Source organism: Streptomyces sp. NPDC003691 (assembly GCF_053981115.1).
In genome coordinates this window covers 271,768-295,046 of the sequence record NZ_JBSFNQ010000001.1, presented here as the reverse complement: position 1 = coordinate 295,046, position 23,279 = coordinate 271,768, and the positions used below count along the sequence as shown (strand labels likewise).

General features: G+C 71.3%; 23 protein-coding genes. 20 read left to right on the top strand and 3 right to left on the bottom strand.

The genetic code is table 11. The features are described from left to right. Positions 1–439: 439 nt before the first annotated feature. Positions 440–1,099, bottom strand: a complete 660-nt coding sequence (locus ACWDR0_RS01090) for a TetR/AcrR family transcriptional regulator (protein WP_456349463.1) — start codon at positions 1,097–1,099, stop codon at positions 440–442. A 501-nt stretch (positions 1,100–1,600) separates the two neighbouring features. Here ACWDR0_RS01090 and ACWDR0_RS01085 point away from each other — a divergent pair. Both ACWDR0_RS01085 and ACWDR0_RS01080 read left to right on the top strand, forming a co-directional pair. Further along, on the top strand, positions 1,601–2,863 hold the full coding sequence (locus tag ACWDR0_RS01085) for an oxygenase MpaB family protein (RefSeq protein WP_456349462.1): 1,263 nt from the start codon (positions 1,601–1,603) through the stop codon (positions 2,861–2,863). Positions 2,864–3,356: 493 nt separating this feature from the next. Further along, complete coding sequence (locus ACWDR0_RS01080) at positions 3,357–3,512, top strand: hypothetical protein (protein ID WP_456349461.1); 156 nt, start codon at positions 3,357–3,359, stop codon at positions 3,510–3,512. A gap of 42 nt (positions 3,513–3,554) precedes the next feature. Here ACWDR0_RS01080 and ACWDR0_RS01075 read toward each other — a convergent pair whose 3' ends face one another. Further along, positions 3,555–4,085, bottom strand: a complete 531-nt coding sequence (locus ACWDR0_RS01075) for a MarR family winged helix-turn-helix transcriptional regulator (protein ID WP_456349460.1) — start codon at positions 4,083–4,085, stop codon at positions 3,555–3,557. 220 nt (positions 4,086–4,305) lie between these two features. On the opposite strand from ACWDR0_RS01075, the gene ACWDR0_RS01070 reads away from it, so the two are divergent. The 3 genes from ACWDR0_RS01070 to ACWDR0_RS01060 all read left to right on the top strand — a co-directional run bounded on the left by ACWDR0_RS01070 (position 4,306) and on the right by ACWDR0_RS01060 (position 6,972). Then, positions 4,306–5,181: an SDR family NAD(P)-dependent oxidoreductase gene (locus tag ACWDR0_RS01070; RefSeq protein WP_456349459.1), complete on the top strand. Its 876-nt coding sequence runs from the start codon at positions 4,306–4,308 to the stop codon at positions 5,179–5,181. A 98-nt stretch (positions 5,182–5,279) separates the two neighbouring features. Then, the gene (locus ACWDR0_RS01065) at positions 5,280–6,239 is read left to right on the top strand and encodes an ester cyclase (protein WP_456349458.1); all 960 of its coding nucleotides are present in this window, start codon (positions 5,280–5,282) and stop codon (positions 6,237–6,239) included. Between the two features lie 256 nt (positions 6,240–6,495). Continuing rightward, the gene (locus tag ACWDR0_RS01060; protein WP_456349457.1) at positions 6,496–6,972 is read left to right on the top strand and encodes a MarR family winged helix-turn-helix transcriptional regulator; all 477 of its coding nucleotides are present in this window, start codon (positions 6,496–6,498) and stop codon (positions 6,970–6,972) included. Positions 6,973–7,279: 307 nt separating this feature from the next. Here the strand turns inward: ACWDR0_RS01060 and ACWDR0_RS01055 are convergent, their stop codons facing one another. Beyond that, positions 7,280–7,651, bottom strand: coding sequence for a DoxX family protein (locus tag ACWDR0_RS01055; RefSeq protein ID WP_456349456.1), 372 nt, complete (start codon positions 7,649–7,651; stop codon positions 7,280–7,282). 245 nt (positions 7,652–7,896) lie between these two features. On the opposite strand from ACWDR0_RS01055, the gene ACWDR0_RS01050 reads away from it, so the two are divergent. The 15 genes from ACWDR0_RS01050 (at position 7,897) to ACWDR0_RS00980 (ending at position 23,261) form a co-directional block, all read left to right on the top strand. Continuing rightward, complete coding sequence (locus ACWDR0_RS01050) at positions 7,897–9,015, top strand: LLM class flavin-dependent oxidoreductase (protein ID WP_456349455.1); 1,119 nt, start codon at positions 7,897–7,899, stop codon at positions 9,013–9,015. A gap of 459 nt (positions 9,016–9,474) precedes the next feature. After that, positions 9,475–10,587: an NAD(P)-dependent alcohol dehydrogenase gene (locus tag ACWDR0_RS01045; protein ID WP_456349454.1), complete on the top strand. Its 1,113-nt coding sequence runs from the start codon at positions 9,475–9,477 to the stop codon at positions 10,585–10,587. Positions 10,588–10,659: 72 nt separating this feature from the next. Continuing rightward, the gene (locus ACWDR0_RS01040; protein ID WP_456349453.1) at positions 10,660–11,460 is read left to right on the top strand and encodes an alpha/beta fold hydrolase; all 801 of its coding nucleotides are present in this window, start codon (positions 10,660–10,662) and stop codon (positions 11,458–11,460) included. 45 nt (positions 11,461–11,505) lie between these two features. Next, complete coding sequence (locus tag ACWDR0_RS01035; protein WP_456349452.1) at positions 11,506–12,705, top strand: homogentisate 1,2-dioxygenase; 1,200 nt, start codon at positions 11,506–11,508, stop codon at positions 12,703–12,705. 61 nt (positions 12,706–12,766) lie between these two features. After that, positions 12,767–13,963, top strand: a complete 1,197-nt coding sequence (gene fahA, locus ACWDR0_RS01030) for a fumarylacetoacetase (protein ID WP_456349451.1) — start codon at positions 12,767–12,769, stop codon at positions 13,961–13,963. A gap of 2 nt (positions 13,964–13,965) precedes the next feature. Then, positions 13,966–14,721 carry a CoA transferase subunit A gene (locus ACWDR0_RS01025; RefSeq protein WP_456349450.1) on the top strand — a complete coding sequence of 252 codons (756 nt, stop codon included), beginning with the start codon at positions 13,966–13,968 and terminating at the stop codon, positions 14,719–14,721. Beyond that, the gene (locus ACWDR0_RS01020) at positions 14,721–15,413 is read left to right on the top strand and encodes a 3-oxoacid CoA-transferase subunit B (protein ID WP_456349449.1); all 693 of its coding nucleotides are present in this window, start codon (positions 14,721–14,723) and stop codon (positions 15,411–15,413) included. Before ACWDR0_RS01025 ends, ACWDR0_RS01020 begins: the two co-directional genes overlap by 1 nt. A gap of 208 nt (positions 15,414–15,621) precedes the next feature. Then, the gene (locus ACWDR0_RS01015) at positions 15,622–15,978 is read left to right on the top strand and encodes a nuclear transport factor 2 family protein (protein WP_456349448.1); all 357 of its coding nucleotides are present in this window, start codon (positions 15,622–15,624) and stop codon (positions 15,976–15,978) included. Positions 15,979–16,046: 68 nt separating this feature from the next. Further along, positions 16,047–17,747: an AMP-binding protein gene (locus tag ACWDR0_RS01010; RefSeq protein WP_456349447.1), complete on the top strand. Its 1,701-nt coding sequence runs from the start codon at positions 16,047–16,049 to the stop codon at positions 17,745–17,747. Beyond that, positions 17,744–19,279 (top strand): FAD-dependent monooxygenase, encoded by a 1,536-nt coding sequence (locus ACWDR0_RS01005; RefSeq protein WP_456349446.1) that lies wholly within the window; start codon positions 17,744–17,746, stop codon positions 19,277–19,279. The genes ACWDR0_RS01010 and ACWDR0_RS01005 overlap by 4 nt, the downstream gene beginning before the upstream one ends. A 41-nt stretch (positions 19,280–19,320) precedes the next feature. Further along, the gene (locus ACWDR0_RS01000; protein ID WP_456349445.1) at positions 19,321–20,013 is read left to right on the top strand and encodes a TetR/AcrR family transcriptional regulator; all 693 of its coding nucleotides are present in this window, start codon (positions 19,321–19,323) and stop codon (positions 20,011–20,013) included. 266 nt (positions 20,014–20,279) lie between these two features. Continuing rightward, on the top strand, positions 20,280–21,056 hold the full coding sequence (locus tag ACWDR0_RS00995; protein WP_456349444.1) for a maleate cis-trans isomerase family protein: 777 nt from the start codon (positions 20,280–20,282) through the stop codon (positions 21,054–21,056). A gap of 29 nt (positions 21,057–21,085) precedes the next feature. Beyond that, positions 21,086–21,766 (top strand): VOC family protein, encoded by a 681-nt coding sequence (locus ACWDR0_RS00990; RefSeq protein ID WP_456349443.1) that lies wholly within the window; start codon positions 21,086–21,088, stop codon positions 21,764–21,766. Further along, positions 21,763–22,014 (top strand): hypothetical protein, encoded by a 252-nt coding sequence (locus ACWDR0_RS00985; protein WP_456349442.1) that lies wholly within the window; start codon positions 21,763–21,765, stop codon positions 22,012–22,014. Before ACWDR0_RS00990 ends, ACWDR0_RS00985 begins: the two co-directional genes overlap by 4 nt. Continuing rightward, positions 22,011–23,261 (top strand): hypothetical protein, encoded by a 1,251-nt coding sequence (locus ACWDR0_RS00980; RefSeq protein ID WP_456349441.1) that lies wholly within the window; start codon positions 22,011–22,013, stop codon positions 23,259–23,261. Before ACWDR0_RS00985 ends, ACWDR0_RS00980 begins: the two co-directional genes overlap by 4 nt. The last annotated feature ends 18 nt before the right edge of the window (positions 23,262–23,279 follow it).

The following is a 23,279-nucleotide window of genomic DNA, read 5'->3' as shown; positions in this document are numbered from 1 at the left end:
GAGCTGTCTGTTTGCAGGTCAGGGCAGGTAGGGGCAGGTGGTGATCCCGGCGCTTCACGGCGGTCCGGGGCGGGTTCCGGCGGGGCTCCTGCCGGCGTGGCGGCGACTTTCCCGATGATGCGTCGGATGGTGTCGGTCGGATTCGGGTTCTCGCAACCGAACCCTCGCACCAGTATCAGCCGGGAGTCCCCTGTGCGAGAGGGCGCAACGCTCCCCGGCTGCCTGCCTTGCCGTATCCGGCGCTGCCCGGTGCCCGTGCGGCGGGCGGTCGGGCGCAGGGGGGCGGGGGAGGGGTCCTCCGCCGGGCGAAGGGGGGAGGTCGCCCGGACGGGTGATGGCCTCACGTGCCGGGGACGATGCGACTGGCCTGGCGGTCCGGCGAGTCCGGCCGTGCACCCGCCACCCGGCCGCACCGCGGGCCGGTCAGGGGCGGGGCTGCTCATCCACAGTGCTGTGACGGCTTGAGTCCGGCGATGACCGTGTCGGCGACGTACCGCGCGTGGCTGCCGACTTCCTCCGGAGTGAAGGGGTCCTCGTCGGACAGCCGCCGGGCCAGCGCCCGGCTGCCGAAAACCGCCGCACCGCCTGATGTGATCATGAAGAACACGCTGCGCAGTGACACCTGGCGGATGAGGCCCTGGCGGTTGAGCTCTTCGTGGAGCGCGCCGAAGTGCGTCCAGGCCGGTGCGATGTAGGTGTCGTAGATGTAATCGAGGCGTTCGGTCCGCTCGCCGGCCTCCATGGTCACCAGGCGCAGCAGGTCGGGGTGCTCGGCCTGGTGTTCGACGAAGCTCCTTATCCAGGCGTGCAGCCGGTCGAAGGGGCATGCGCTCGGATCGTCCGTGAACTCCAGCTTCTCCACGAGCGGCGTGAAGCCCCAGTCGACCGCGGCGTGCCAGATGGCCGACTTCGATCCGAACCGCTGGTGCAGCAGGTTGTGACTGACCCCCAGCTCCCGGTTGAGCATGCGGACCGAGACCCCGTGGTAGCCGTGCGTGGCGAACGCGTGCAGGGCCGCCGCGAGGGCGTCGTCCACGGGTGCGGGGTCGACGTCCTTGCGAGGGCGGCCCCGGGGCCTGACCCGGAGCGGCTCGGTCATGGCCACATCCTACGGCGGCCCCCGCTGCCGTCGGCCGGTGGAGCCTCCGTCGCCGCCGTGTCGTGCCAGGTGCCCCGGAGCCCGCGACGGGGGCCGGAGAAGTCCCCTCCGCTAAATATAGACAGGTGACAATTAAATGCCTAGGGTGGCCGCCATGCTCCCGGCGACAGGGCCGGGCGCGAGGACCGGTGGGCCCATCGGCACGTAAGCCGGGCAGGCCCGACGGGACACGCGGGCGGCCGCGATGCCGCTCGGGACAGGGTCGGTCCGGCACGGTCCCGGCCGTCCGCCCGACGGTGTCGGCGGCCTCGTCCCGGCACCCGTCCGGAACCACCGTGCTGCCGATGGCGAGGGTTCCGCGCCGGTCCTCGAACGAGACACGAACACCACAACAGGAACGCGGTCCCGGGGCCGCAGGGAGGGACGCGCGGCACGCGCCGCGGACCGGCGTGTCCCCCTCTCCCGGGACCGGCGCACGGCAACCACCGAGGAGCCCCGCGTATGAACACCGGCCGGATCACCGAAACGGACAGCCCGCCCATCCCGCCGTCCTTCACCTACCGCCTGGCCCGCCACAGTCCAGCGGGCCGCGCCCTGGAAAAGAAGCTGTCCCGTCACATCAAGGGCGGCATCGAACTGCCGGAAGAGATCGTCGACGAACTGGGCCGGGACGGCGCGCGCGGGGACGCGCTCTCCGACGCGTTCATCGACGCGGCGTTCGCCGGGGGATTCATCCGTGACGCCCGGAGGATGGTCGACCAGGCCCTGGAGCACGGCATCGGCAGCGTCCCGGACGCTCCCGGCGAACTGACCGCGCTCTTCGCGCACATCGACACCGAGCCCGAATGGCTCGACTGGGATCTCGTCGAGCGGGGCGCCAGGGTCTTCCGCCGCTACGGCACGGACGCGTTCCTCTACTTCGGGATCACCACCTTCGACGGATACCGCCGGGAGACCATCGCCAAACCGCTGGTCCTCACCGGTGCCTACACGGGCAACAGCGCCTTCGGGCGGTTCCTGGAGACCTGCCGGTTCTGGACGGACGTCTCCGAACCCGGCGCGCTGCGGCAGCGCGGTGCGGGCCGCGGGACCGCGGTCACCGTCCGCGTCATGCACTCCATGATCCGGAACAGGATCACGCCCCACGAGGAGTGGGACACCGCGAGGCTGGGCGTGCCCCTCAACCAGCGGGACCAGTTCTCCATCATCACGCTGTCCTTCACCCTCACCCAGCACATGAAGGCCATGGGCTACCTGATCGACGACGAGGACGTCCTGGCCCATATGCACTTCTGGCGCTACGTCGGACATCTCATGGGCGTCGAACCCTCGTACTACCCCCGAACCGTCGAGGACTGGTGGCGCGCCGTCTATCTGGTCCTGCTGTCACAGGCACCGCACGACGGACCGGACAGCAGAAGGCTGGGCCAGGGATTCGTGAAGGCGTTCGGCCCGGCCCCGGAGGACACCGGCGAGGCGCGCCGCCGCAAGGAAACGGAGTACCGCACCGCTCTCGGATGGACCCGCTTCTTCGTGAACCAGGAGGTGTTCCAGGCGATCCGGCTCCCCTCGGCCGGGCTGTGGCGGTGGAGTCCGCTGAAGCGACTGCTGCCCAATCTGGTGGAACAGAGCGCGCGCAAGTACATCGTCGGAGTCGACGAACTGCTCGACCGGCGGCGGCGCCACCGCCGCGCGCTGTGGCTGGACGAGAACACCCAGGGCCGCCCGGCCGAGTTCGCCCCGGTGGAAAGGCTCACCCGGTGACGGCGGAGTAGCGGTGAGCCCGGGTGACAGGGCCGTCGGGACCTTCCCGGCACGGAACGGGCGCGGGCCGGGGCGGGCGGGGGGCCGGCACCCGCCCGCCCGTCCCGGATCGGCTCGCGGGTCCGACGGTTCCGGAGCGGCCCGCTGACACCCCCGAGCCGTACCTCTCCCTATCGAGATTCCGCTCGACGGGCTCCGTGCCGCAGACGCGGATGCCCTGGCCGACAGCCGGTGCACCGCCAAGATCCGCACGGGCGGAACGACGGCCTCGGCCTTCCCCGGCGAACAACGGCTCGCCGCCGCGATCATCGGGTACGCCCGCCGTGGTATCGCCTTCAAGTGCACGGCGGGACTCCATCACGCCGTCCGGCATCTCGACCCCGGCACCGGCTTTGAGCACCACGGTTTTCTCAGCATCCTGCTCGCCACCGCAGCGGCTCTCGACCGGGCCTCCGAGACGGCCGTTGCCGCGATCCTGGCCGAGCGCTCGGCAGTGCGGCTGAAGTCGGCGCTGGGGCACCTGGGTGCGGTCGGTGCAGCGGAGGTGCGCCGCGCCTTCACCTCCATCGGGTCGTGCAGCGTGCGCGACCCGATGGACGACCTGATCCGGCTGGGACTGCTCAGCCCCCCGGGCTCCCACGGGAGCTGAGCCGGTCTCCAGGGGATGTCCCCGGGCCACCGGAGTGCTGCCTCAGGGAACCGGTCGTACCGCACGCTTCGTGCGGGTCACCGTGTTCGGCGCGGCGGCTCCATGGCCGGGGGAGTCCTGGTCGAGCCGGTCGAGGACGCGCTCCGAGATGAGGCCGAGCATACGGACCTCCTCGGGCGACAGGGCTGACAGGACGAGGCGCCGCACCGTGGCCACATGGCCGGGTGCGGCCCTTTCCATGGCCTCCCGGCCGTGTTCGGTGAGTACGACGAAGGTGCCGCGGGCGTCGCCCTCGCACCCCCTCCGCTCGATCAGGCCCCGCTCGGCCAGGCGGCCGATCCGGTGGGAGAGCCGGCTCTTCTCCCACTCCATCACCCTGGCCAGCTCCAGCACCCGCAGCCGGTCGCCGGGCGCGTCGGTGAGGCTGACGAGTACGGCGTAGTCGCCTGCGGAGAGACCGGTCTCGTTCTGGAGTTCCCGGGCGAGACGCCCGGTGAGCCGGGCCTGCATGCGGATGAAGCCATGCCAGGCGGACTGCTCTTCGGGGGTGAGCCAGTGCGTAGGGGAAGCCATGGTTGCCAGAGTAAGCGATTAGTTGACCTGTCATCCATGTGCATGGAGTGGTCGAGTAGTCGCAAATCGCGGGGGAATCGGCATTGGTTGACGCGTCAACCTTCATGGGTTATGTTGTTGACACGTCAACCTCTTCGGGTCGGTCCAGCCGGCCCCGCGTCCCCGCCGGAAGTTCCCGCGGGACGCGGAGAACAAGGAGCAGGAGGAAGGAGACGACACCATGTCGAACACCACGGAGCAGAAGCGGCCCACGGCCGCGATCACCGGTGCGGGCGGCGGTCTGGGCCGGGAGGTCGCGCTGAAACTGGCCGCGAAGGGGTACCGGGTCTTCGGTACGGCGCTGACCCGCGACGAGATCGACGCCCTGGACCAGGGAGCGGACGGACCGCTGACACTCTCCCTCGTCGACATCACCGACGAGCGCGCCGTCGCCGGCTGGGTGGCCGAGGTCACCGGGGAACTCGGTGACGCCGGGCTGGACGTCCTCATCAGCAATGCGGGCATTCTGACCCCGGGCCCGCTGGAGGTCATCCCGCTCGAAGCGGTCAAGCGGGAGTTCGACGTCAACGTCTTCGGCGGCCTGGCCGTCATCAACGCCTTCCTGCCCGCACTCCGCAGGTCCCGCGGCCGCATCGTCCAGATCGGCGCGATGACCGGCCGGTTCCCCCTCCCCTTCAACGGCCCCTCCAGTGCTTCGAAGGCGACCCTGGAGGCCCTCGCGGACGTCTACCGCGCGGAACTCAAGCCGTTCGGCATCGATTTCGTGATGGCCCAGGCCGGCAACATGCGTACCGGTGGTCCGGCCAAGACGGCCGCGGCCCTCCAGCGTGTCGCCGACGGGATGACCGGTGAGCAGCGCGAGCTGTACGGCGACGCCTTCAGCAGGTTCACCGCCGCGCTCAACGACATGCAGGGCGGCGGGCTCGGCGCCGATGAGTCCGCGGAGCGCATCGTCGAACTGGTCGAGCAGGTTCCCGCCCCGATCCGCGCCGCCGTGGGCGAGGACGCCGAGGAGATCCTCCGTCTCGTACGGGAGAAGTCCGACGCCGAACTCGACACCCTGCGGCTGAACCTCGTCGGCCTCGGCGACCACTGATCGCGTCAGCGATCAGCCCACTGCACAAAACGAACGAGCACACCATGATTCGCGAAGCACTCCACCGCATCACCCACCGAACCCAGAAAGACCGGACCATGAGCACCACCACCCCCCGCACCAGCCTCGACGGCTTCCACACGACCCCGACCGCCCAGCGCGCCGACGAGCTGGCCCGTGCCTTCGTGGCCGCGGTGAACGCGCAGGACCACACGGCGTTCGACACCCTGCTGTCGCGCACCTTCCTCTCGTACGACATCGGCGGCGTCCGCAGCCGGACCGCGATGAAGAAGTACTACGCGGGGCTGCACGCGTCCTTCTCCGACCTGCGGTTCGAGGTCCACGAGAACATCGGGGTGCTCGTGGAGAACGACCTGATCGCCCTGCGGACCGTCATGACCGGCACCCACACCGGCGACTACGCCGGGGTGCCCGCCACCGGAAAGCCCGTCCAGACCTCGGTCTCCCACATCTTCCGGTTCCGTGACGACCGCCTGGTCGAGCACTGGCAGGTCATGGACACCTACCGGATTCTCGCCAGGATCGGCAGGGTTCCCGGTGTCGCGGCCCAGTTCCAGCAGCTCCTCGGGGTTCCGCAGTCCCCGGACGGCATCTTCGTGGAGAAGCCGGGCACCGCGTTCGACGCACCCCGCACGGGCCGCGCCGTCACCAGTGACGAATCCCGGGCCGTAGGCCGCCGCCTGTACGACGGCGCCATCACCACCGGCGTGGCGGAGGATGTCGACGCGCTGGCCGAGGAGTACATCCAGAACACCGGCTGGACGCCGGACGGGCGCTCCTACTTCGGCAACGCCTGGGCGATCGGCCGCGGCGCGATGCCGGACGGACTGGCGGTGCAGACCCATGTCGTCGCCGAGAACGACCGGGTCGCCTCCATCAGTGTCTGGGACGGCACCATCGCCGCCGCCGGCACACCGGTGGACTTCGCCTCCGCCGACTTCCTCCGGATCGAGGACGGCGTCGCCGCCGAGCACTGGGACACGGTCGACTACGTCCGTCTCTACCAGTCCTTCGGCCTCCTGCCGGAAGACGTCTGACAGGCAGGGCGCGCGGTCGAGCCCCTGCCCGGAGCGGTCCAGCACTGTTCCGGGCAGGGGCTCGGCCGTACCCGTGGCCGCGCGGACCCGCCGAGGAGGTCCGGCACCGGCAGGTCCCGCGGTGAGAAGCCGTCGGGCCGCCCCCGCCGTGGAACCGGGCGTGGACGCCGGGCGGTCGCCCTCTGCCGGCCGCACCCGGGGGTACGACCGGAATCCGGCACAGGGTGACGGGTCAACCACTCGTTACACTGGGGGCATGACGGAGGCATCCCACTGGCTCAGTGCGGCCGAGCAGCAATCGTGGCGCAGCTTCCTCCGTGTGCAGGACAAGCTGCTCACTCGCCTGGCGCGCGAGCTCCAGAACGATTCCGGACTGTCGGCGGCCGACTACGGGGTGCTCGTCAACCTCACCGATGTGCCCGAGGGCCGGCTGCCGGTGCTGGAGCTGGCCAGGACGGTGGAGTGGGAGAAGAGCAGGATGTCCCATCACATCGCCCGGATGGAGAAACGGGGACTCGTCGCCCGCGAGGAGTGCGCGGGCGACAAGCGGGTCGCCTTCGTCGCGATCACTCCCGAGGGCCGTGAGGCCATCGAGGCGGCGGCGCCCCGGCATGTCGCGGCGGTGCGGCGGCTGGTCGTCGCCCCGCTCACACCGGCCGAGCTGGCCATGCTCGGCCAGATCTCCGACCGCATCCTCGAAGAGCTCGAGCGGGAGCCGTCCTCGGGCGGTTAGGGAGCCGCATGCGGATCGGGCTGGATCGGCGAGTGGGGGCACCCCCACCCCGGGCCGCCGGGGCCAGGGGGGGCGGTGCCCGGCGGACCCGGCGGTAGCCTCGGTAGGCGCGTGAGCGAGGAAACAGTCCCGGACCTTTCCGGCGCATCCCGCCCGGTGTACGACGTCCGGCACGCACGAACTCCCCCCGCGCCACCGAGCACGGGGGGAGTACCGGACGCCGCACACCCCGCCCTTCGGGCGGACGCGGACCGGTGCCGGACGGGCCCGAGGGGTACGTCCGCACCGTCGGGGTCCGTCCGGGACCTCAGGACGCGAGGGTCAGGGTGACGGCCGTGGCGATGGCGAGGGCCAGCAGGGCGAAGGGGGCCATGGCGTTGCCGCGGGTCTCCGGGTTGGCGTAGTCGCCCGCCTTGTGGTGGAACCAGGCCGCCCCGATCATCATGAGGGCGAAGCCGATGGCGGCGGCGATCCCGAGAGGCTGCCGGAAGAGCCCCGCGACGAGGCCGGCCGCGGCGGCGACCTCGGCCAGGCCGATGAAGCGGACCAGCCCGGCACTCAGCCCCATATGCGTTTGCAGACCGGTGGCGACATCCCCCTTGAGCAGCGCCTTGGGCGCGCCGGCGGCAAGCGATACCAGGGCCAGGAGCACGCTGAGGATTGCGGCGGCGATGTACATGGGGGCGGTTCCTTCCGCTTCGGCCCACCTCCCGTGGGTGGGGGTGCGCCAGTGGTCGATTCTTCCGGCGGGACTCTAGACCTCTAAGGTTGATACGTCAACTAAAGATCCCGAAGATGACCCTCGGGCCCCGTCGCGCGCCGGTCGGAGGTCTCGTGCGGGCGTCCGAAGGCTCGGGGGAATGGTGGGGGAGGTGTCCGCGTTGAGGCATATAGTTGATACATCAACCATTGGAGATGATGGCCATGCAGTTCGGGATCTTCACCGTCGGTGATGTCACCACCGACCCCACGACGGGGCGGACGCCGTCCGAGCACGAGCGGATCAAGGCGATGGTGACCATCGCGCAGAAGGCGGAGGAGGTGGGTCTGGACGTCTTCGCGACCGGCGAGCACCACAACCGGCCGTTCGTGCCCTCGTCGCCGACCACGATGCTCGGCTGGATCGCGGCGCGCACCGACCGCATCATCCTGTCCACGGCCACGACGCTGATCACCACCAACGACCCGGTGAAGATTGCCGAGGACTACGCGATGCTCCAGCACCTGGCCGACGGCCGGGTGGACCTGATGATGGGCCGCGGCAACACCGGACCGGTCTACCCCTGGTTCGGCAAGGACATCCGCCAGGGCATCCCGCTCGCCATCGAGAACTACGGGCTGCTGCGCAGGCTGTGGCGCGAGGACGTGGTGGACTGGGAAGGCAAGTTCCGCACCCCGCTCCAGGGGTTCACGTCGACCCCGCGCCCGCTGGACGGCGTGCCGCCGTTCGTCTGGCACGGCTCCATCCGCTCGCCCGAGATCGCCGAGCAGGCCGCGTACTACGGAGACGGCTTCTTCGCCAACAACATCTTCTGGCCGAAGACGCACTTCCAGCGGCTGATCAGTCTGTACCGGGAGCGGTACGCGCACTACGGGCACGGCACCCAGGAGCAGGCCGTCGTCGGCGTCGGCGGCCATGTCTTCATGCGGGCCCGGTCGCAGGACGCGGTGCGCGAGTTCCGTCCGTTCTTCGACCGCTCGCCCCAGATGGGCGGCGGGCCGTCGCTGGAGGAGTACATGGAGCAGACGCCGCTGACCGTCGGCAGCCCGCAGGAGGTCATCGAGAAGACCCTGACCTTCCGCGAGTCCTTCGGCGACTACCAGCGCCAGCTCTTCAATGTGGACGGCGTCGGTGTCCCGCTGAAGACCGTCCTCGAACAGCTCGACATCCTCGGAGAGGAGGTGATCCCGGTGCTGCGGGAGGAGTTCGCCAAGAACCGGCCCGCGGCCGTGCCGGACGCGCCCACGCATGCCTCGCTGGTCGCCGCCCGTGACGCCGCGAACGGGGGAACCGGTACCTCGCCCGAGGTGCCGGCCGCCTGAGCCGGCCGGGTCCGGTCGTCGGCGGGCGACCGGACCCCCGGCCCCGGACCTCCGGACCTTCGGCCCCGGGGGCCGGCGCCGCCCCGCGCCGCCCGCCGGGGTGAGCGGTACCGCCGGGGCGGAGTGCCCGGAATTTTATATGGACAGTTGACAATTAAATGGCTAGCATCCTTTCCACGCGGAGCGCCCTCCCATCCGGAACCCGTGGGCCCGTGCCCGCTCCCTTCCGCCGGCCGGGCCATCGGCAGCGAGCGGACGGCCTCCGGCCCGCGGCGTCGTCACGGCTCGGCCGAGCCACCCGCTCCGCCGGGAGGGCCCAGGACCCGACCGGTGAGCCGCGCCCCACCGGCACCGGCCCGCTGCCCGTACCGCGTCGGTTGCCGTCGGCGACGGACGCGGGGCGCCGGGCCCGTCTCAGCCGGCCGGGACACACGTCCATCCCGTCGAAAGGCTCACCCGATGACCACCACCGTCACCGCCGCCGTGGCCCGCGAGGGCCATGAGGGCTTCCGTGTCGAGGAGCTGGAGCTGGAGGACCCGCGCCCGGACGAGGTACTCGTCCGCTACACCGCCGCCGGTCTCTGCCATACGGATCTCGCCGCGGCCGCCGGAGCACTGCCCACCCCCAGGCCCGTCGTCCTGGGCCACGAAGGCACCGGGGTGGTGGAGGCGGTCGGCGCCTCCGTCACCGGGGTGCGCCCGGGCGACCGGGTGGTACTGAGCCTGGACTCCTGCGGGCGCTGTGCCGACTGCCACGGCGGCATGCCCGCCTACTGTCCCGAGCACGGCGCTCTCAACTTCGCGGCGGCCCGCGCCGACGGGTCGGCCGGGCTGCGGGACCATCGCGGTGAGCCGGTGCACGACCACTTCTTCGGCCAGTCCTCGTTCGCGGGGTACGGCCTCGCCCACCCCCGCGGTCTGGTGGTGGTCGGGAGCGATGTGGCGCCCGAGATCCTGGCCCCGCTCGGCTGCGGCGTCGTCACCGGAGCGGGCGCCGTGTGGAACGCGCTGAGGGTCACCCCCGGCAGCACCGTCGCGGTCCTCGGGGCAGGGGCGGTCGGCCTCAGCGCGGTCATGGCGGCCCGGGTGGCGGGCGCGGCCAGGATCATCGCGGTCGATCCGCACCCCGGACGGCGGGAACTGGCCGTGCGCCTCGGCGCGACCGAGACGGTCGACGCGGCCGCCGAGGACACCACGGAGGCCGTACGCGGCCTCACCGCCGGGCGCGGCGTGGATTTCGCCGTCGAGTCCACCGGCGTCACCTCCGTCATGAACCAGGCGTTCGGTGTCCTCGCGCCGCTGGGAGCCGTCGCGGTGCTCGGCGTGGCGGCGCTCGACGCCGACCTGCGCGCGAACGCCTTCGAACTCCTCAAGGGACGCACCATCACCGGCTCCGTCATGGGCCATCAGGCACCCCGGGTACTGATCCCGCGCGTGCTCGACCTGTACCGGCAGGGCCGCTTCCCCCTCGACGAGATCATCCGCACCTACCGGCTCGAAGAGATCAACACGGCCGTCGCCGATGTCCGCGCCGGCGGCACGGTCAAGGCCGTCCTGCTGCACCGAAGCTGACCGGTCCGTCCCGACCGGCTTTTCCCGTCCGCCGGTCCGTCCCGACCGGCTTTTCCCGTCCGGAGGAGTGACATGCCTTCTGTCCCGCCCCACGAGGTCCACGGCCACGGCCCCCATCCGGTGATCGCGCTCCACGGCTGGTTCGGCGACCGGACCTCCTACACACCGCTCATGCGCTGGGCCGACGCGTCCGCCTTCACCTATGCCCTGCTCGACCAGCGCGGCTACGGAGCCGCCCGGTCGGTCCCGGGAAGGTTCACCGTCGAGGAGATCGCCACCGACGCCCTCGTCCTCGCCGACCACCTCGGCTGGGAGACCTTCTCCGTGGTCGGCCACTCCATGGGCGGCAAGGTGGCCCAGCGGCTCGCCGCCGATGTCCCCGGCCGCCTCCGCGGACTCGTGGGGATCTCGCCCGTCCCCGCGTCCGGCGCCGGACTGGACGAAACCGCCCGGGAACTCTTCACCCGCGCGCAGGACGACCCCGCGCTCCGGCGGGCCATCATCGACCGCACCACCGGCGAGCGGCTGCCCGGCCGGTGGCTGGACGCGATGGTGGATCACTCCCTCGCCTGCTCCACCCGGGAGGCGATGGGAGCCTATCTGCCCGACTGGGCCGGCGAGGACTTCCACCAGCGGGTGACCGGGAGCCCCGTACCCGCCCTCTTCATCGCCGGGCGCCACGACCCGGAGCTGTCCGCCGAGGTCCTGCGCGCCACCGTGCTGTCCTGGTTCCCCGACAGCCGGCTCACGGTGCTGGAGGACGCGGGTCACTACGCGATGGACGAGACCCCGCTCGCCCTGGTCCACCTCGTCGAATCCTTCCTCGCCTCCGTCCCCGCCCGGCCGGTTCACGCCGGCCCGCGGCGCGCCTGAACCGCCCTCCCCCGACCGGAAATCCAGGACCGAAGGAGACCGCCGATGCCCTACTACCGGCAGCTGGGGAATGTCCCTCCCAAGCGCCACACGCAGCACCGTGCCCCCGACGGAAGCCTCTACCACGAAGAACTGATGGGCGAGGAGGGCTTCTCCGCCGACTCCTCCCTCCTCTACCACCGCTCCATCCCCTCGGCCATCACCGCCGCGACACCCTGGGAACCGCCCGGTGGCACTCTGCGGCCGAACCACCCACTCCTTCCCCGTCACTTCACCCTGCACGGCCTCTCCACCGGCCGGGAGTGGCGGACCACGGACCCGGTCACCGGCCGCCGTCTGATCCTCGGCAACGACCAGGTACGCATCTCCTACGCCGTGGCGGGGCGGACCTCACCGCTCTACCGCAACGCGATCGGCGACGAATGCGTGTACATCGAGTCCGGGGAAGGCGTCGTCGAAACGGTCTTCGGTACCCTCCCGGTCCGGGCCGGGGACTACGTCCTGCTGCCCCGCGCCACCACCCACCGGTGGGTACCCGGCGGCAACGAAGCCCTGCGCGCCTACATCATCGAGGCCGCCTCCCACATCACCCCGGCCCGGCGCTTCCTGTCCCGGTTCGGCCAGCTCCTGGAGCACGCTCCCTACTGCGAACGCGATCTGCACGGGCCCGGGGCCCCGCTGCTCGCCGACCACCCGGGCCCCGTCGACGTACTGGTCAAACACCGGGGAGCGGACGGGATCGCGGGGACCCGCTACACCTGTGCCCACCATCCGTTCGACGTGGTGGGCTGGGACGGCTGCCTCTACCCGTACACCTTCAACATCGCCGACTACGAGCCGATCACCGGGCGGATCCACCAGCCGCCCCCGGCCCACCAGGTGTTCGAGGGCGACGGCTTCGTGATCTGCAACTTCGTACCGCGCAAGGTCGACTACCACCCGCTGGCCGTCCCCGTGCCGTACTACCACTCCAACGTCGACTCCGACGAGGTGATGTTCTACTGCGGCGGGGACTACGAGGCCCGCAAGGGCTCCGGCATCGGCCAGGGGTCGGTCTCCCTGCATCCCGGCGGCCATGCGCACGGACCCCAGCCCGGCGCGCAGGAACGCAGCATCGGCCGGGACTACTTCGACGAACTCGCCGTCATGGTCGACACCTTCCGGCCCCTCCACCTCGGAGAGGACGCCGCCGCCGTCGACGACCCCGGCTACGCCTGGAGCTGGGCGGCGGAGCCCGCCCCGTGACGGCGGCCCCGGCCGGCCCCGGCCTCCGCCCCACCGCCACCGCACCGGAGAGAACCGACACATGAGCCCGCTCGACCTCCCCCACGACTCCTTGTACGGAGTCGACAACCTTCCCTACGGGGTGTTCTCACGCTCCGGTGAGACACCCCGGGTGGGCGTACGCGTCGGCGACCACGTCCTGGACCTCGCGCCCGCCCTGGACGACCCGGACTTCCGGGTACCCGCTCTCAACACCTTCATGGCCCGGGGCCGCGACCGCCGGCGCCGCGTACGCGACGACATCCGGCGCCTGCTCACCGAACCCCGGCAGCGGGACCGCGTCACGCCCCTGCTCCACCCGCTTCGCACGGTCCGGCTGCATCTGCCGTTCGACGTGGGCGACTACGTGGACTTCTACGCCAGTGAGCACCACGCGGCCAACCTCGGCCGGATGTTCCGGCCCGGCTCCGAGCCGCTCACACCGAACTGGAAGCACCTGCCGATCGGCTATCACGGCCGGTCGGGCACCGTGGTGGTCTCCGGTACGCCGGTGCCGCGCCCGCGGGGCCAGCACCGGCCCCCGGGAGCGGCGACCCCGGTGTTCGGCCCGTCCCAGCGGCTCGACATCGAGGCGGAGGTCGGTTTCGTCGTCGGGACGGGCTCGCCGCTCGGCCGGCCCGTCCCGGTCGGCGCCTTCACCGACCGGGTCTTCGGTCTCTGCCTGCTCAACGACTGGTCGGCCCGTGACCTCCAGAGCTGGGAGTACGTCCCCCTCGGGCCCTTCCTGGGCAAGTCGTTCGCCACCTCCGTCTCCCCGTGGGTCGTTCCGCTGGAGGCGCTCGCCCATGCCTGGACCGCGCCCCCGGAGCGCTCCCCGCAGCCGCTCGCCTATCTCGCCGACGCCGGGCCGCAGGGCCTCGACCTCGGACTGGAGATCCGGCTCAACGGCCATCTCGTCTCCCGGCCGCCGTATGCCGCCATGTACTGGACGCCGGCCCAGATGCTGGCCCATATGACGGTCAACGGGGCGTCCACCCGGACGGGGGACCTCTACGGGTCCGGAACCGTGAGCGGCCCGGACGAGACCGGATACGGCTCGCTCATCGAGCTGACCCGGAACGGCGAGAAGCCCCTCCGCCTCCCGGACGGCAGCACCCGTACCTTCCTGGAGGACGGCGACGAGATCACGATCTCCGCCACCGCGCCCGGGCCGGACGGCATCCGCATCGGTCTCGGCGAGGTGACCGGCCGCATCACGAGCCCAGGAGAGGGGACCTGACCATGGACAAGGTCTACCCGAGCGCGGCCGAAGCAGTCGGTGACATCGGTGACGGGGCCTCGCTAGCCGTCGGCGGGTTCGGCCTCAGCGGCATACCGGGCGTCCTGATCCGGGCGCTGCACCGGCAGGGCACGACCGCGCTGACCGTGGTGTCCAACAACTGCGGGGTGGACGGAGCGGGCCTGGGCATCCTGCTCGCCGACGGCCGTATCACCCGGGTCACCGGCAGCTATGTCGGCGAGAACAAAGAGTTCGCCCGTCAGTACCTGTCCGGTGAACTGGAGGTCGAGCTCGTCCCCCAGGGAACCCTCGCCGAAAGGCTCCGGGCGGGCGGCAGCGGAATCCCCGCCTTCTACACCCCGGCGGGCGTCGGCACCCAGGTCGCCGACGGCGGACTGCCGTGGCGGTACGCACCGGACGGTACGGCCGCCGTCGCGTCCCCGCCCAAGGAGACACGGGAGTTCAACGGCGTGCCCCATGTTCTGGAGCGGGGCATCACCACCGACTACGCCCTGGTCCGTGCGGCGAAGGGCGACCGGCACGGCAATCTCGTCTTCGCCGGGGCCGCGCGCAACTTCAACCCGCTCGCCGCCATGGCCGGCCGTATCACCGTCGCCGAGGTGGAGGAGCTGGTGGAGCCGGGTGACCTCCTCCCGGACCGGGTGCATCTGCCGGGTGTCTTCGTGCAGCGGATCGTCGCGCTCACCCCCGAAGAGGCCGCCGAGAAGCACATCGAGAAGAGGACGGTGCGCGTCTGATGCCCTGGACCCGTGACGGCATGGCCGCCCGCGCCGCCGCCGAGCTCGCCGACGGCAGTTACGTCAACCTCGGTATCGGTCTGCCCACTCTGATCCCCGGCCACCTTCCCGACGGTGTGCAGGTCGTGCTCCACTCCGAGAACGGCATCCTGGGCACCGGTCCCTATCCCCGCGAGGACGAAGTCGACCCCGACCTGATCAACGCGGGAAAGGAGACCGTCACCGTCCTGCCCGGCGCCTCCTTCTTCGACTCCGCCCTCTCCTTCGCCATGATCCGCGGCGGCCACATCGACACCGCCGTCCTGGGCGCCATGCAGGTCTCCGCCCGCGGCGACCTGGCCAACTGGACGGTCCCGGGACGGGTGGTCAAGGGCATGGGCGGCGCGATGGACCTGGTCCACGGCGCCCGCCGGGTCATCGTCCTGATGGAGCACACCGCCAAGGACGGCTCCCCGAAGATCGTCCGGGAGTGCACGCTGCCCCTCACGGGCACGGCCTGCGTGCACCGGATCATCACCGACCTCGGTGTTCTCGACATCACCCCGGACGGCCTCGCCCTCGTGGAAACCGCACCCGGCGTCACCGTCGGGGAGATCGTCGCCCGCACCGCCGCCCCGGTACGCACCGGCGGGGCCGTGCCTTCGCTCCACCCCTCGGCGATATCGGCAGGAATCCACCCGGACGGTCCATAGCGAACGGGTCGGGGAAGGGGAATCGCCATGTCATCATCACAGGCCGTGACCGAGGCGCCGGGCTCGGGACACTTGCCTGTCCTCGTTCCCGTCGCCGGCGGAGTGCCCGGCCGTCCCGGCCGGTCCGCCGAATCCCGTGCCGCCCCCGGTGGGCGGCCGCAACACCCCTGTGCGTCCAACGCAGCGAAACGAACGATGGAGGAACGTCATGGAGGACTCGGTCGAAGGTGTCGTCACCGCGCATCTGGCCGCCTGGAACTCGTCCGCGGGAGCCGAGCGCGACAGCCTGATCGCGAAGGTCTACTCGCCCGATGTGTTCATCGGTGAGCCGGGCGCCGCCCACCGGGGGCACGAGGGGATGAACGCCGCCATCTCCGGACTTCAGGAGCAGCTCCCGGGCACGGTGATCACCCGCTCGGGGCCGGTCCAGCAGGCGCAGGACCTCGTCACCTACAGCTGGACGCTGGGGGCGCCCGACGGGCCGGTCAAGGCGTCCGGACGCGACGTGCTCCTGGTGGGCGACGGCAGGATCGCGCGCCTGTACGTCGTGATCGATACCCCTTGATGACATCGGTGTCGAAATTCTGACATGAGTGTTGCGCTTTCGTCGTTCGCGTCGCTAGCCTGAATGGCATGTCATCCATGGTGAGAGAGCACCGGGCCGGAGGCCCGGACCTGGTGCCTTACGACGACGAGAGCCGTGCGCGGTACCGCGCCCACGGCTGGTGGCGGGGGAAGACCCTCCCCGCGGAGCTGGAGCACGCGGCCCGCGAGCATGCGAGCCGCCCCGCTCTGGTGACCCCCGAGGGCACCTGGACCTACGACCGGCTCTTCGGCGAGGCCCGCGCGTTCGCGGCGGGCCTCGCCGGCCGGGCCGGCGCCCGCCCCGGCGACGCGGTGATGTTCCAGATGGGGAACACGGCCGAGACCGTGATCAGCTATCTGGGGTGTCTGCTGGCAGGCACCCGGCCCGTGTGCACACTGCCGCAGCACGGGGTACGGGAGGTGGGCCTCCTGGCCGAGCACACCGGCGCCCGATTCCTGATCACCCAGGCCGACTTCCGCGACGGCCGGCTCCTCGGCCAGGCGCGAGAGCTGCTGGAGCGGGGGAGCGTCGCATCGGTAGTCGTCGCCCGGGGGGACGATTCCTCCGGCGGGCACTCCTACGAGGGGATCGTCTCGGCCGGCCGGCGGCACGGCGGTGAGCCGCTCCCGTACACCACGGTGCTCCCCGACGACATCGCCGTCTTCCAGCTCTCCGGCGGCACCACCGGTCTGCCGAAGATCGCACCCCGGCTCCACGAGGAGTACGCCTACAACTCCCGCGCGTGGGCCGAGGCGATGGGATACGGCCCGGACTCCCGGCTGCTCTACCCGCTGCCCGTCATGCACAACGCCGGTCTCTCGCTGGCCGTGCAGCCGGCCGTCCTCGCCGGTTCCTGCCTGGTCCTGGCTCCGTCCGCCGAGATCACGAGCCTGCTGGACCTCGTCGAGGAGCACCGGCCCGACATCCTGCCGCTGGTACCGCCGGCGCTGGCCATCCGGCTGCTGGAATCGCCCGAGGCCCGTCGCACCGATCTGAGCTGCGTACGCGACTTCGTGGTGGGCGGGCAGAAGCTGCCGGCCGAGATCGCCGAGCGGCTGCGGGACGAGCTGGGGATCCGGGTCCGCCAGATGTTCGGCATGGCCGAGGGCATGTTCATGCTGACGCCGCCGCAGGCCGCGGAGGAGGTGCGCCACCACACGGTGGGAGCGCCGATCGCCCCGGGCGACGAGGTCCGGATCCTCCAGCCCGGCGGCGAGGACGAGGTCGAGGACGGCGGGATCGGCGAGTTCGCGGCCCGCGGACCGTACACGATCCGCGGTTACTACCGGGCGCCGGAGCACAACCGGAACTCCTTCACCGTGGACGGCTTCTACCGCAGCGGTGATCTGGCCCGCCGTCATATCACCGCGGACGGGGTCTTCTACTCCATCGAGGGCCGGATCAAAGACGTGATCAACCGCGGGGTGGAGAAGATCCACGCCGAGGAGGTCGAGGAGCTGATCGTCCAGCACCCCTCGGTGAGCTTTGCCGCCCTGGTGGCCATGCCGGACCCCGTACTGGGTGAGAAGGGCTGTGCCTATCTCGTCCTCGAACCGGGGGCGGAGCCGCTGACCGTGACCACCCTCGGCGAGCATCTGCTGGATCTGGGAGTGGCCAGGTACAAGCTGCCCGAGCGGGTGGAGATCGTGGACACGCTGCCGCTGACCAATGTGGGCAAGGTGTCGAAGAAGACCCTGCGCGGCGATATCGAGCGGAAGCTGACCGAGGAGACGGGGGAGAGCCGATGACCCGGCGTGTGGAGATCATCGGTGGCGGCCCGGCCGGGCTGTACGCCGCGCGGCTGCTCAGGCTGAAGGACCCCCGTCTCGATGTGGTGGTCCATGAACGGATGGAGGGCTCGGCACAGACCTTCGGGTTCGGCGTCGGACTCACCGAATCCACGATGCGCAATCTGGAATCCGCCGACCCCGAGACCGCGGAGCGGCTCCGGCACGCCTCGTACGCCGGGCACAGCCTGGAGCTGCGGGGGCGCGCGGACACCGTCACCCTGCACGGCGCCCGCAATCTCGCGATCGGCCGGGCGAGGCTGCTGGACATCCTCGGCGAGGCCGCCGCCGCGGCCGGGGTCCGGATACGGACCGGCGTGCCGGCGGACGCGGCGTCGGTGGACGCCGATGTCGTCATCGCCGCCGACGGGGTCCGCAGCGCCACCCGGGAGAAGTACGCCGCCGAGTTCGGTGTCCGGGCGAAGACCGGACGCTCCCGCTTCGTCTGGTGCGGGGCCGCATTCGCGGTGGACTCCGCGTTCTTCTCCGCGGCCGCACGGGGCGACAGCCTGTTCGTCGCCCACGCCTACCCGTATGCGGCGGACCGCAGCACCTTCCTCATCGAGGTCGACGAGGTGACCTGGCGGTCCTCGGGGCTCGGCGAACTCGACGCGCAGGTCCCCCCGGGGGAGACCGACCGCGCGAGCGTGGCGCTGCTGGAGCGGGCCTTCGCTGCCGAACTGCGCGGCGGGCCGCTGCTGACCAACCGCACCCGCTGGAGCAGGTTCACCGATCTGGCCCTCGACCGGTGGTCGACCGGCAACATCGTCCTGCTCGGCGACGCGGCACACACCGCCCACTACACCCTGGGCTCCGGCACCAAGCTCGCGCTCGAGGACGCCATCGCTCTGGCCGACGCGCTGACCGGTGAGGCGTCCGTCCCGGCCGCGTTCGCCGCCTACGAACGGACCAGACGACCCCCGGTGGAGCGGTTCAAGAAGCTCGCCCACCGCAGCCAGGCATGGTGGGACAGCTACCGGGTCCGAGCACCATGGCCCGCCGAGCAACTCGCCGTCTCGTACATGACGCGCTCGGGCAACCTCACCCTCGCCGACTTCGCCGCCGAACAGCCGGCGAGCACCCGGCGCGCGCTCGCGCGGCTCGGCGGCCCGGTGCCGGAGCGGCCGGAGGAGTTCGACGCCTGGGTACTGACCCGCCCGCTCCGGGAGCCGGGGCTCACGCTGCCGGGCCGGACGGTGTCCCGTCAGGAACTCGACGCCGTCACCACCGTCCAGGAGCTGACCTGGACCGACCCCGAGGTCTGGGACACCGCCGCCGACGCGGCCCTCGCCCGGCTGAACGGTACGGGCGGTACGCCGATCCTGGTCACGGGCCCGTCGGACCGGGACGCCGTCGCCGCGCGGATCGACATGGCCGAGCGGCTCCGTCTGCGGGGCGGCCGTCCGGTCGGGGTCGCGCTGCCCGAGGGGGAGCGGCCACTGGCCGCCACCACCGTTGCCGCCGGCCGGGCCGACTTCGTGGTGCACCCATGAGCGGCGCCGTGACCGCCGCACGTCCTGGCTATACTCCCGGCATGGCGAAGGCAGCGGCGAACAGGACGAACCGCTCCGCCCTGAGCAGGCAGCTCGTCACCTCCGAGCTCCTGGACAAGGCGACCGAGCTCTTCGCGGAGAAGGGCTACGAGTCGACCTCGCTGCTCGACATCGCCACCGCGCTCGGCATCTCCCGGCCGGGGCTCTACAACTACGTACGGAGCAAGGAAGAGCTGCTCGGCATGCTCGTCGAGCAGGTGAGCCGCGGGCTGGCCGAGGTCCTCGAGCAGCTGTCCGGCCGGGCCGACCTCTCGCCGACCGAGAAGCTGACGACCGTGGTGTCGCTGCTGGTGCGCCAGCGAGCCGAGCACCCCGACCAGTTCCGCATCCTCGACCGCTCCGAGACCGTACTGCCGGAGCCCGCGGGCACCGAGCACCGCGAGGCCAAGCGCAAGGTCCTCCGGGAGATCGTGACCGTCGTCGAGGCGGGCATCGAGACCGGGGAGTTCCGCGCCACCGACGCCCGTACGACGGCCCTGTCGCTGCTCGGCATGTGCAACTGGGTGGCCTGGTGGTTCTCCCGGGGCTCCGACGTGGACGCGGTGGTCGACACCATTACCGACCTGGCCACCGCCATGGTCGCGGCGGAGCGTTCCTCGGCGGCGCACGTCGAGACCGCCCGCACCGTGGAGCAGATCCGGGTCCTCCTGGACCGCCTCGACCCGCAGCGCTGATCTCACCGGCCCGCTCCGGGCCGCGTGTGCTCCAGGGTGCTCCGTGAGCACCGCCACGGGGCGCTTCCCTCCGCTGTGACCTCCGGTTCCGCGTCGGCGGACGCGGGCGCCCTCCCCGGCTGATCCGGCCTGCCGCGCCGACCCCGCGCGGCCGCGGCCACACCATCCTCACCAGGCCGTTCGGCGATTCAGCACACCCATCTCTGACGCGAGTGTTGAAAATTCGACATTCATGTCTAAACTCGATTTGAGACGTAAGGAGAGCCATGACCTCCCTCCATCGCATCGGCCTGATCGTGCCGAGCACCAATGTGACCGTCGAGACCGAGATCCCGAGGATCCTGCGGCAGACCGGAGCGGACTTCTCGTTCCACGGCTCGCGCATGCGGATGCACTCGGTCACCCCCGCGGAGCTGCGCGCCATGAACGCGCAGCGCGAGCGCTGCGTCCTGGAGATCGGCGACGCGGGCGTGGATGTCGCGCTGTACGCCTGCCTGGTCGCGATCATGGCGATGGGCCCAGGCCATCACCGTGAGGCCGAGTTCCGCATCGCCGAACAGCTGGGCTCCGGGGGCTCGGACACCAGGGTCCTCTCCAGTGCCGGAGCCCTGATCAGCGGCCTGACCGAGCTGGGCGCCCGTCGTATCGCCCTGGTCATGCCGTATCTGAAGCCCCTGGCCCGGCAGGTCGTGGAGTATCTGGAGGCCGAGGGCTTCGAGGTCGCCGACTGGCGCGCCCTGGAGGTGGCGGACAACGCCGTGGTCGGCTGCATCCCGGGGGAGCGGATCATGGACGCCGCCCGCGATCTCGACCTCACCGGGGTCGACGCCCTGGTGCTCTCCTGCTGTGTGCAGATGCCGTCCCTGGACCTGATCCAGCCCGCCGAGGACGAACTCGGACTGCCCGTGCTCTCCGCGGCCACCGCCGGCGCCCACGCCATCCTGCGCGGCCTCGGCCTCCCGGTACGCGTACCGGGAGCGGGCTCCCTGCTCATGGCCGACGCGGCCGTCCCGGACCGCCCGGCAGCGGTGTCCCGGAGCTGAACACCCCCGTCCCCCGAGAGGAACCATCCATGTCCGACAGCAGCCGGGCCGCCGCCCCCAGGCCCGTACACCGGGTCCGCGGAGTCGACCACGCGGCCTTCCCCACCTTCGACCCGGGCGCCACGGTCCGCTTCTACCGCGATGTCCTCAAGTTCCCCGTCGTGCACTCCATCTGCGCCGCCGGCTGGGGCCCGGAGCGGCACCCGGACTTCATCCACTTCTTCTTCGACATCGGCAACGGCGACCGGCTGGCGTTCTTCTACTACTTCGGATGGCAGCCCGCCGGAGACCCGACCGCGCCCGGGGACGCCTGGGCCCGGCTGCCGCACGACACGCCGGAGTTCTTCCGCAACTCCCGTCATATCGCCCTCAATGTGGCCGACGAGGAAGACCTGCTGGAGTACCGGCGCCGCCTGGACGACTCGGACTGGCCGGTGGAGATGCAGGTCATGCACGAGACCATCGAGTCGATCTACACCCACGACCCCAACGGCTACATGCTGGAGATCACCCGCCAACTGCGGCCGGTCACCCCGCAGGAGGACCTCGACGCCGAACTCACCATCCAGGCGCTCTGCGAGATCACCGCGGGGGAGTCGCCGTCGATGGACCAGCTGCTGACCCGCAAGGCCGAGCTGATCGCCGAACGGGCCGCCGCCTGGGAGGCGGGCCGTCCGGACCGGCACCTGATCCACGGGGAGCGGGTGTGACCATGGCCCGCTTCTACGTACTCGAAGTCCCCGAGAACGACGGTGTGGTCACGGTCGCCCGGCAGGACCCGGCCAACACCGTCGACAGCGTCGGCCCCTACTTCCGGATCACCGCCGCCGGACCGATCGTGATCGACCGGCGGGCCACCGGCTGCCGCCACGCGGTCTGGTACAGCGCCGTCGCCGGTCTGGAGGACTCGGTCATCACCCAGCACGACAAGGACGCCCTGCGGGTGGAGGCGCGATGACCACCACCTCACTGGGAGCCGGCCGCCACCAGGCTCCCGCGGACCTCCCCGAGCGGACCCGTACCAGCGCGCACCAGCTCACCACCCATGACGGGGCCACCGTGCACGGCCTGCTCCGCACGGTGCCCGGCGCCGCCACCGTCGCGTTCCTCATGCACCCCCGTCAGGACTTCTCCCACCACGTCCTCGTCCCCGAGCTGCTGCGGCACGGCTTCGCGGTCTGGACCCAGGGCGCCCGGTCGACGGGCAACGACCTGACGCTCCTCCACGAGCAGGCGCTGCTCGACATGGCGGCCGGGCAGGTGTTCCTGCGCCGGCAGGGCTTCGGGAACGTGGTGGCCGTCGGCCACTCCGGCGGGGCGGCCCTCGCCGCCTTCTACCTCCAGCAGGCGGCGCTGCCCCCCGCTTCCCGGCTGGACAGCACCCCCGGCGGGAAGCTGATCCCGCTCCCCGAGACCGAACTCCCGATGGCGGACGGGCTGATCATGATGGCTCCCCATCCGGGACAGGGCGCCCTGCTGCAGCGCGTCATCGACCCGTCGGTCACCGACGAGGGGGACCCGCTCTCGGCCGATCCCGAACTGGACCCCTACCACCCCGCCAACGGATTCGCGGCACCACCCGGACCGTCCTCCTACCCGGCGGAGTTCGTCGAGCGCTACCGCCGGGCCCAGCGTGACCGGATCGCACGCATCGACGCCGTGGCCCGGGAGCGCGTCGACACCGCGAACCGGGCGCGGAGGCGCTACGCCGCCGGGAAGGAAGCACACGACCGGCGCGAGGCACTGGCCACGGGGGTGATCACCGTCCACCGCACGGACGCCGACCTCCGGGCGGTTGACCTGAGCCTCGATCCCAACGACCGGCCCTACGGCTCGCTCTTCGGACGCAGGCCGGACCTCACCAACTACGGGATCACCGGCTTCGGCCGGCTCACCACCCCCGAGGCATGGCTCTCCACCTGGTCCGCCAACACCGCCCGCGCCGACCTCGCCGCCTGCGCCCCCGGGGTCACCGTCCCGGCCCTGCTCATTGAACTCACCGGCGACCAGGCATGCTTCCCCGCCGACGCGAAGCGCTTCGCCGAACTGCTCCCGCACCCGGACGTCACCCATCTGCGGGTACCCGGCCGGCACTTCGGCGCCCCGCTGCACGACGGCATGCCCTCCGGCGCGACCCTGGCCGGCGACGAGATGGCGCGCTGGACGGCCGAACGATTCGAAGGAACTGCCCCCGTCCCACGCTGAGCAGGATCACCACACTTC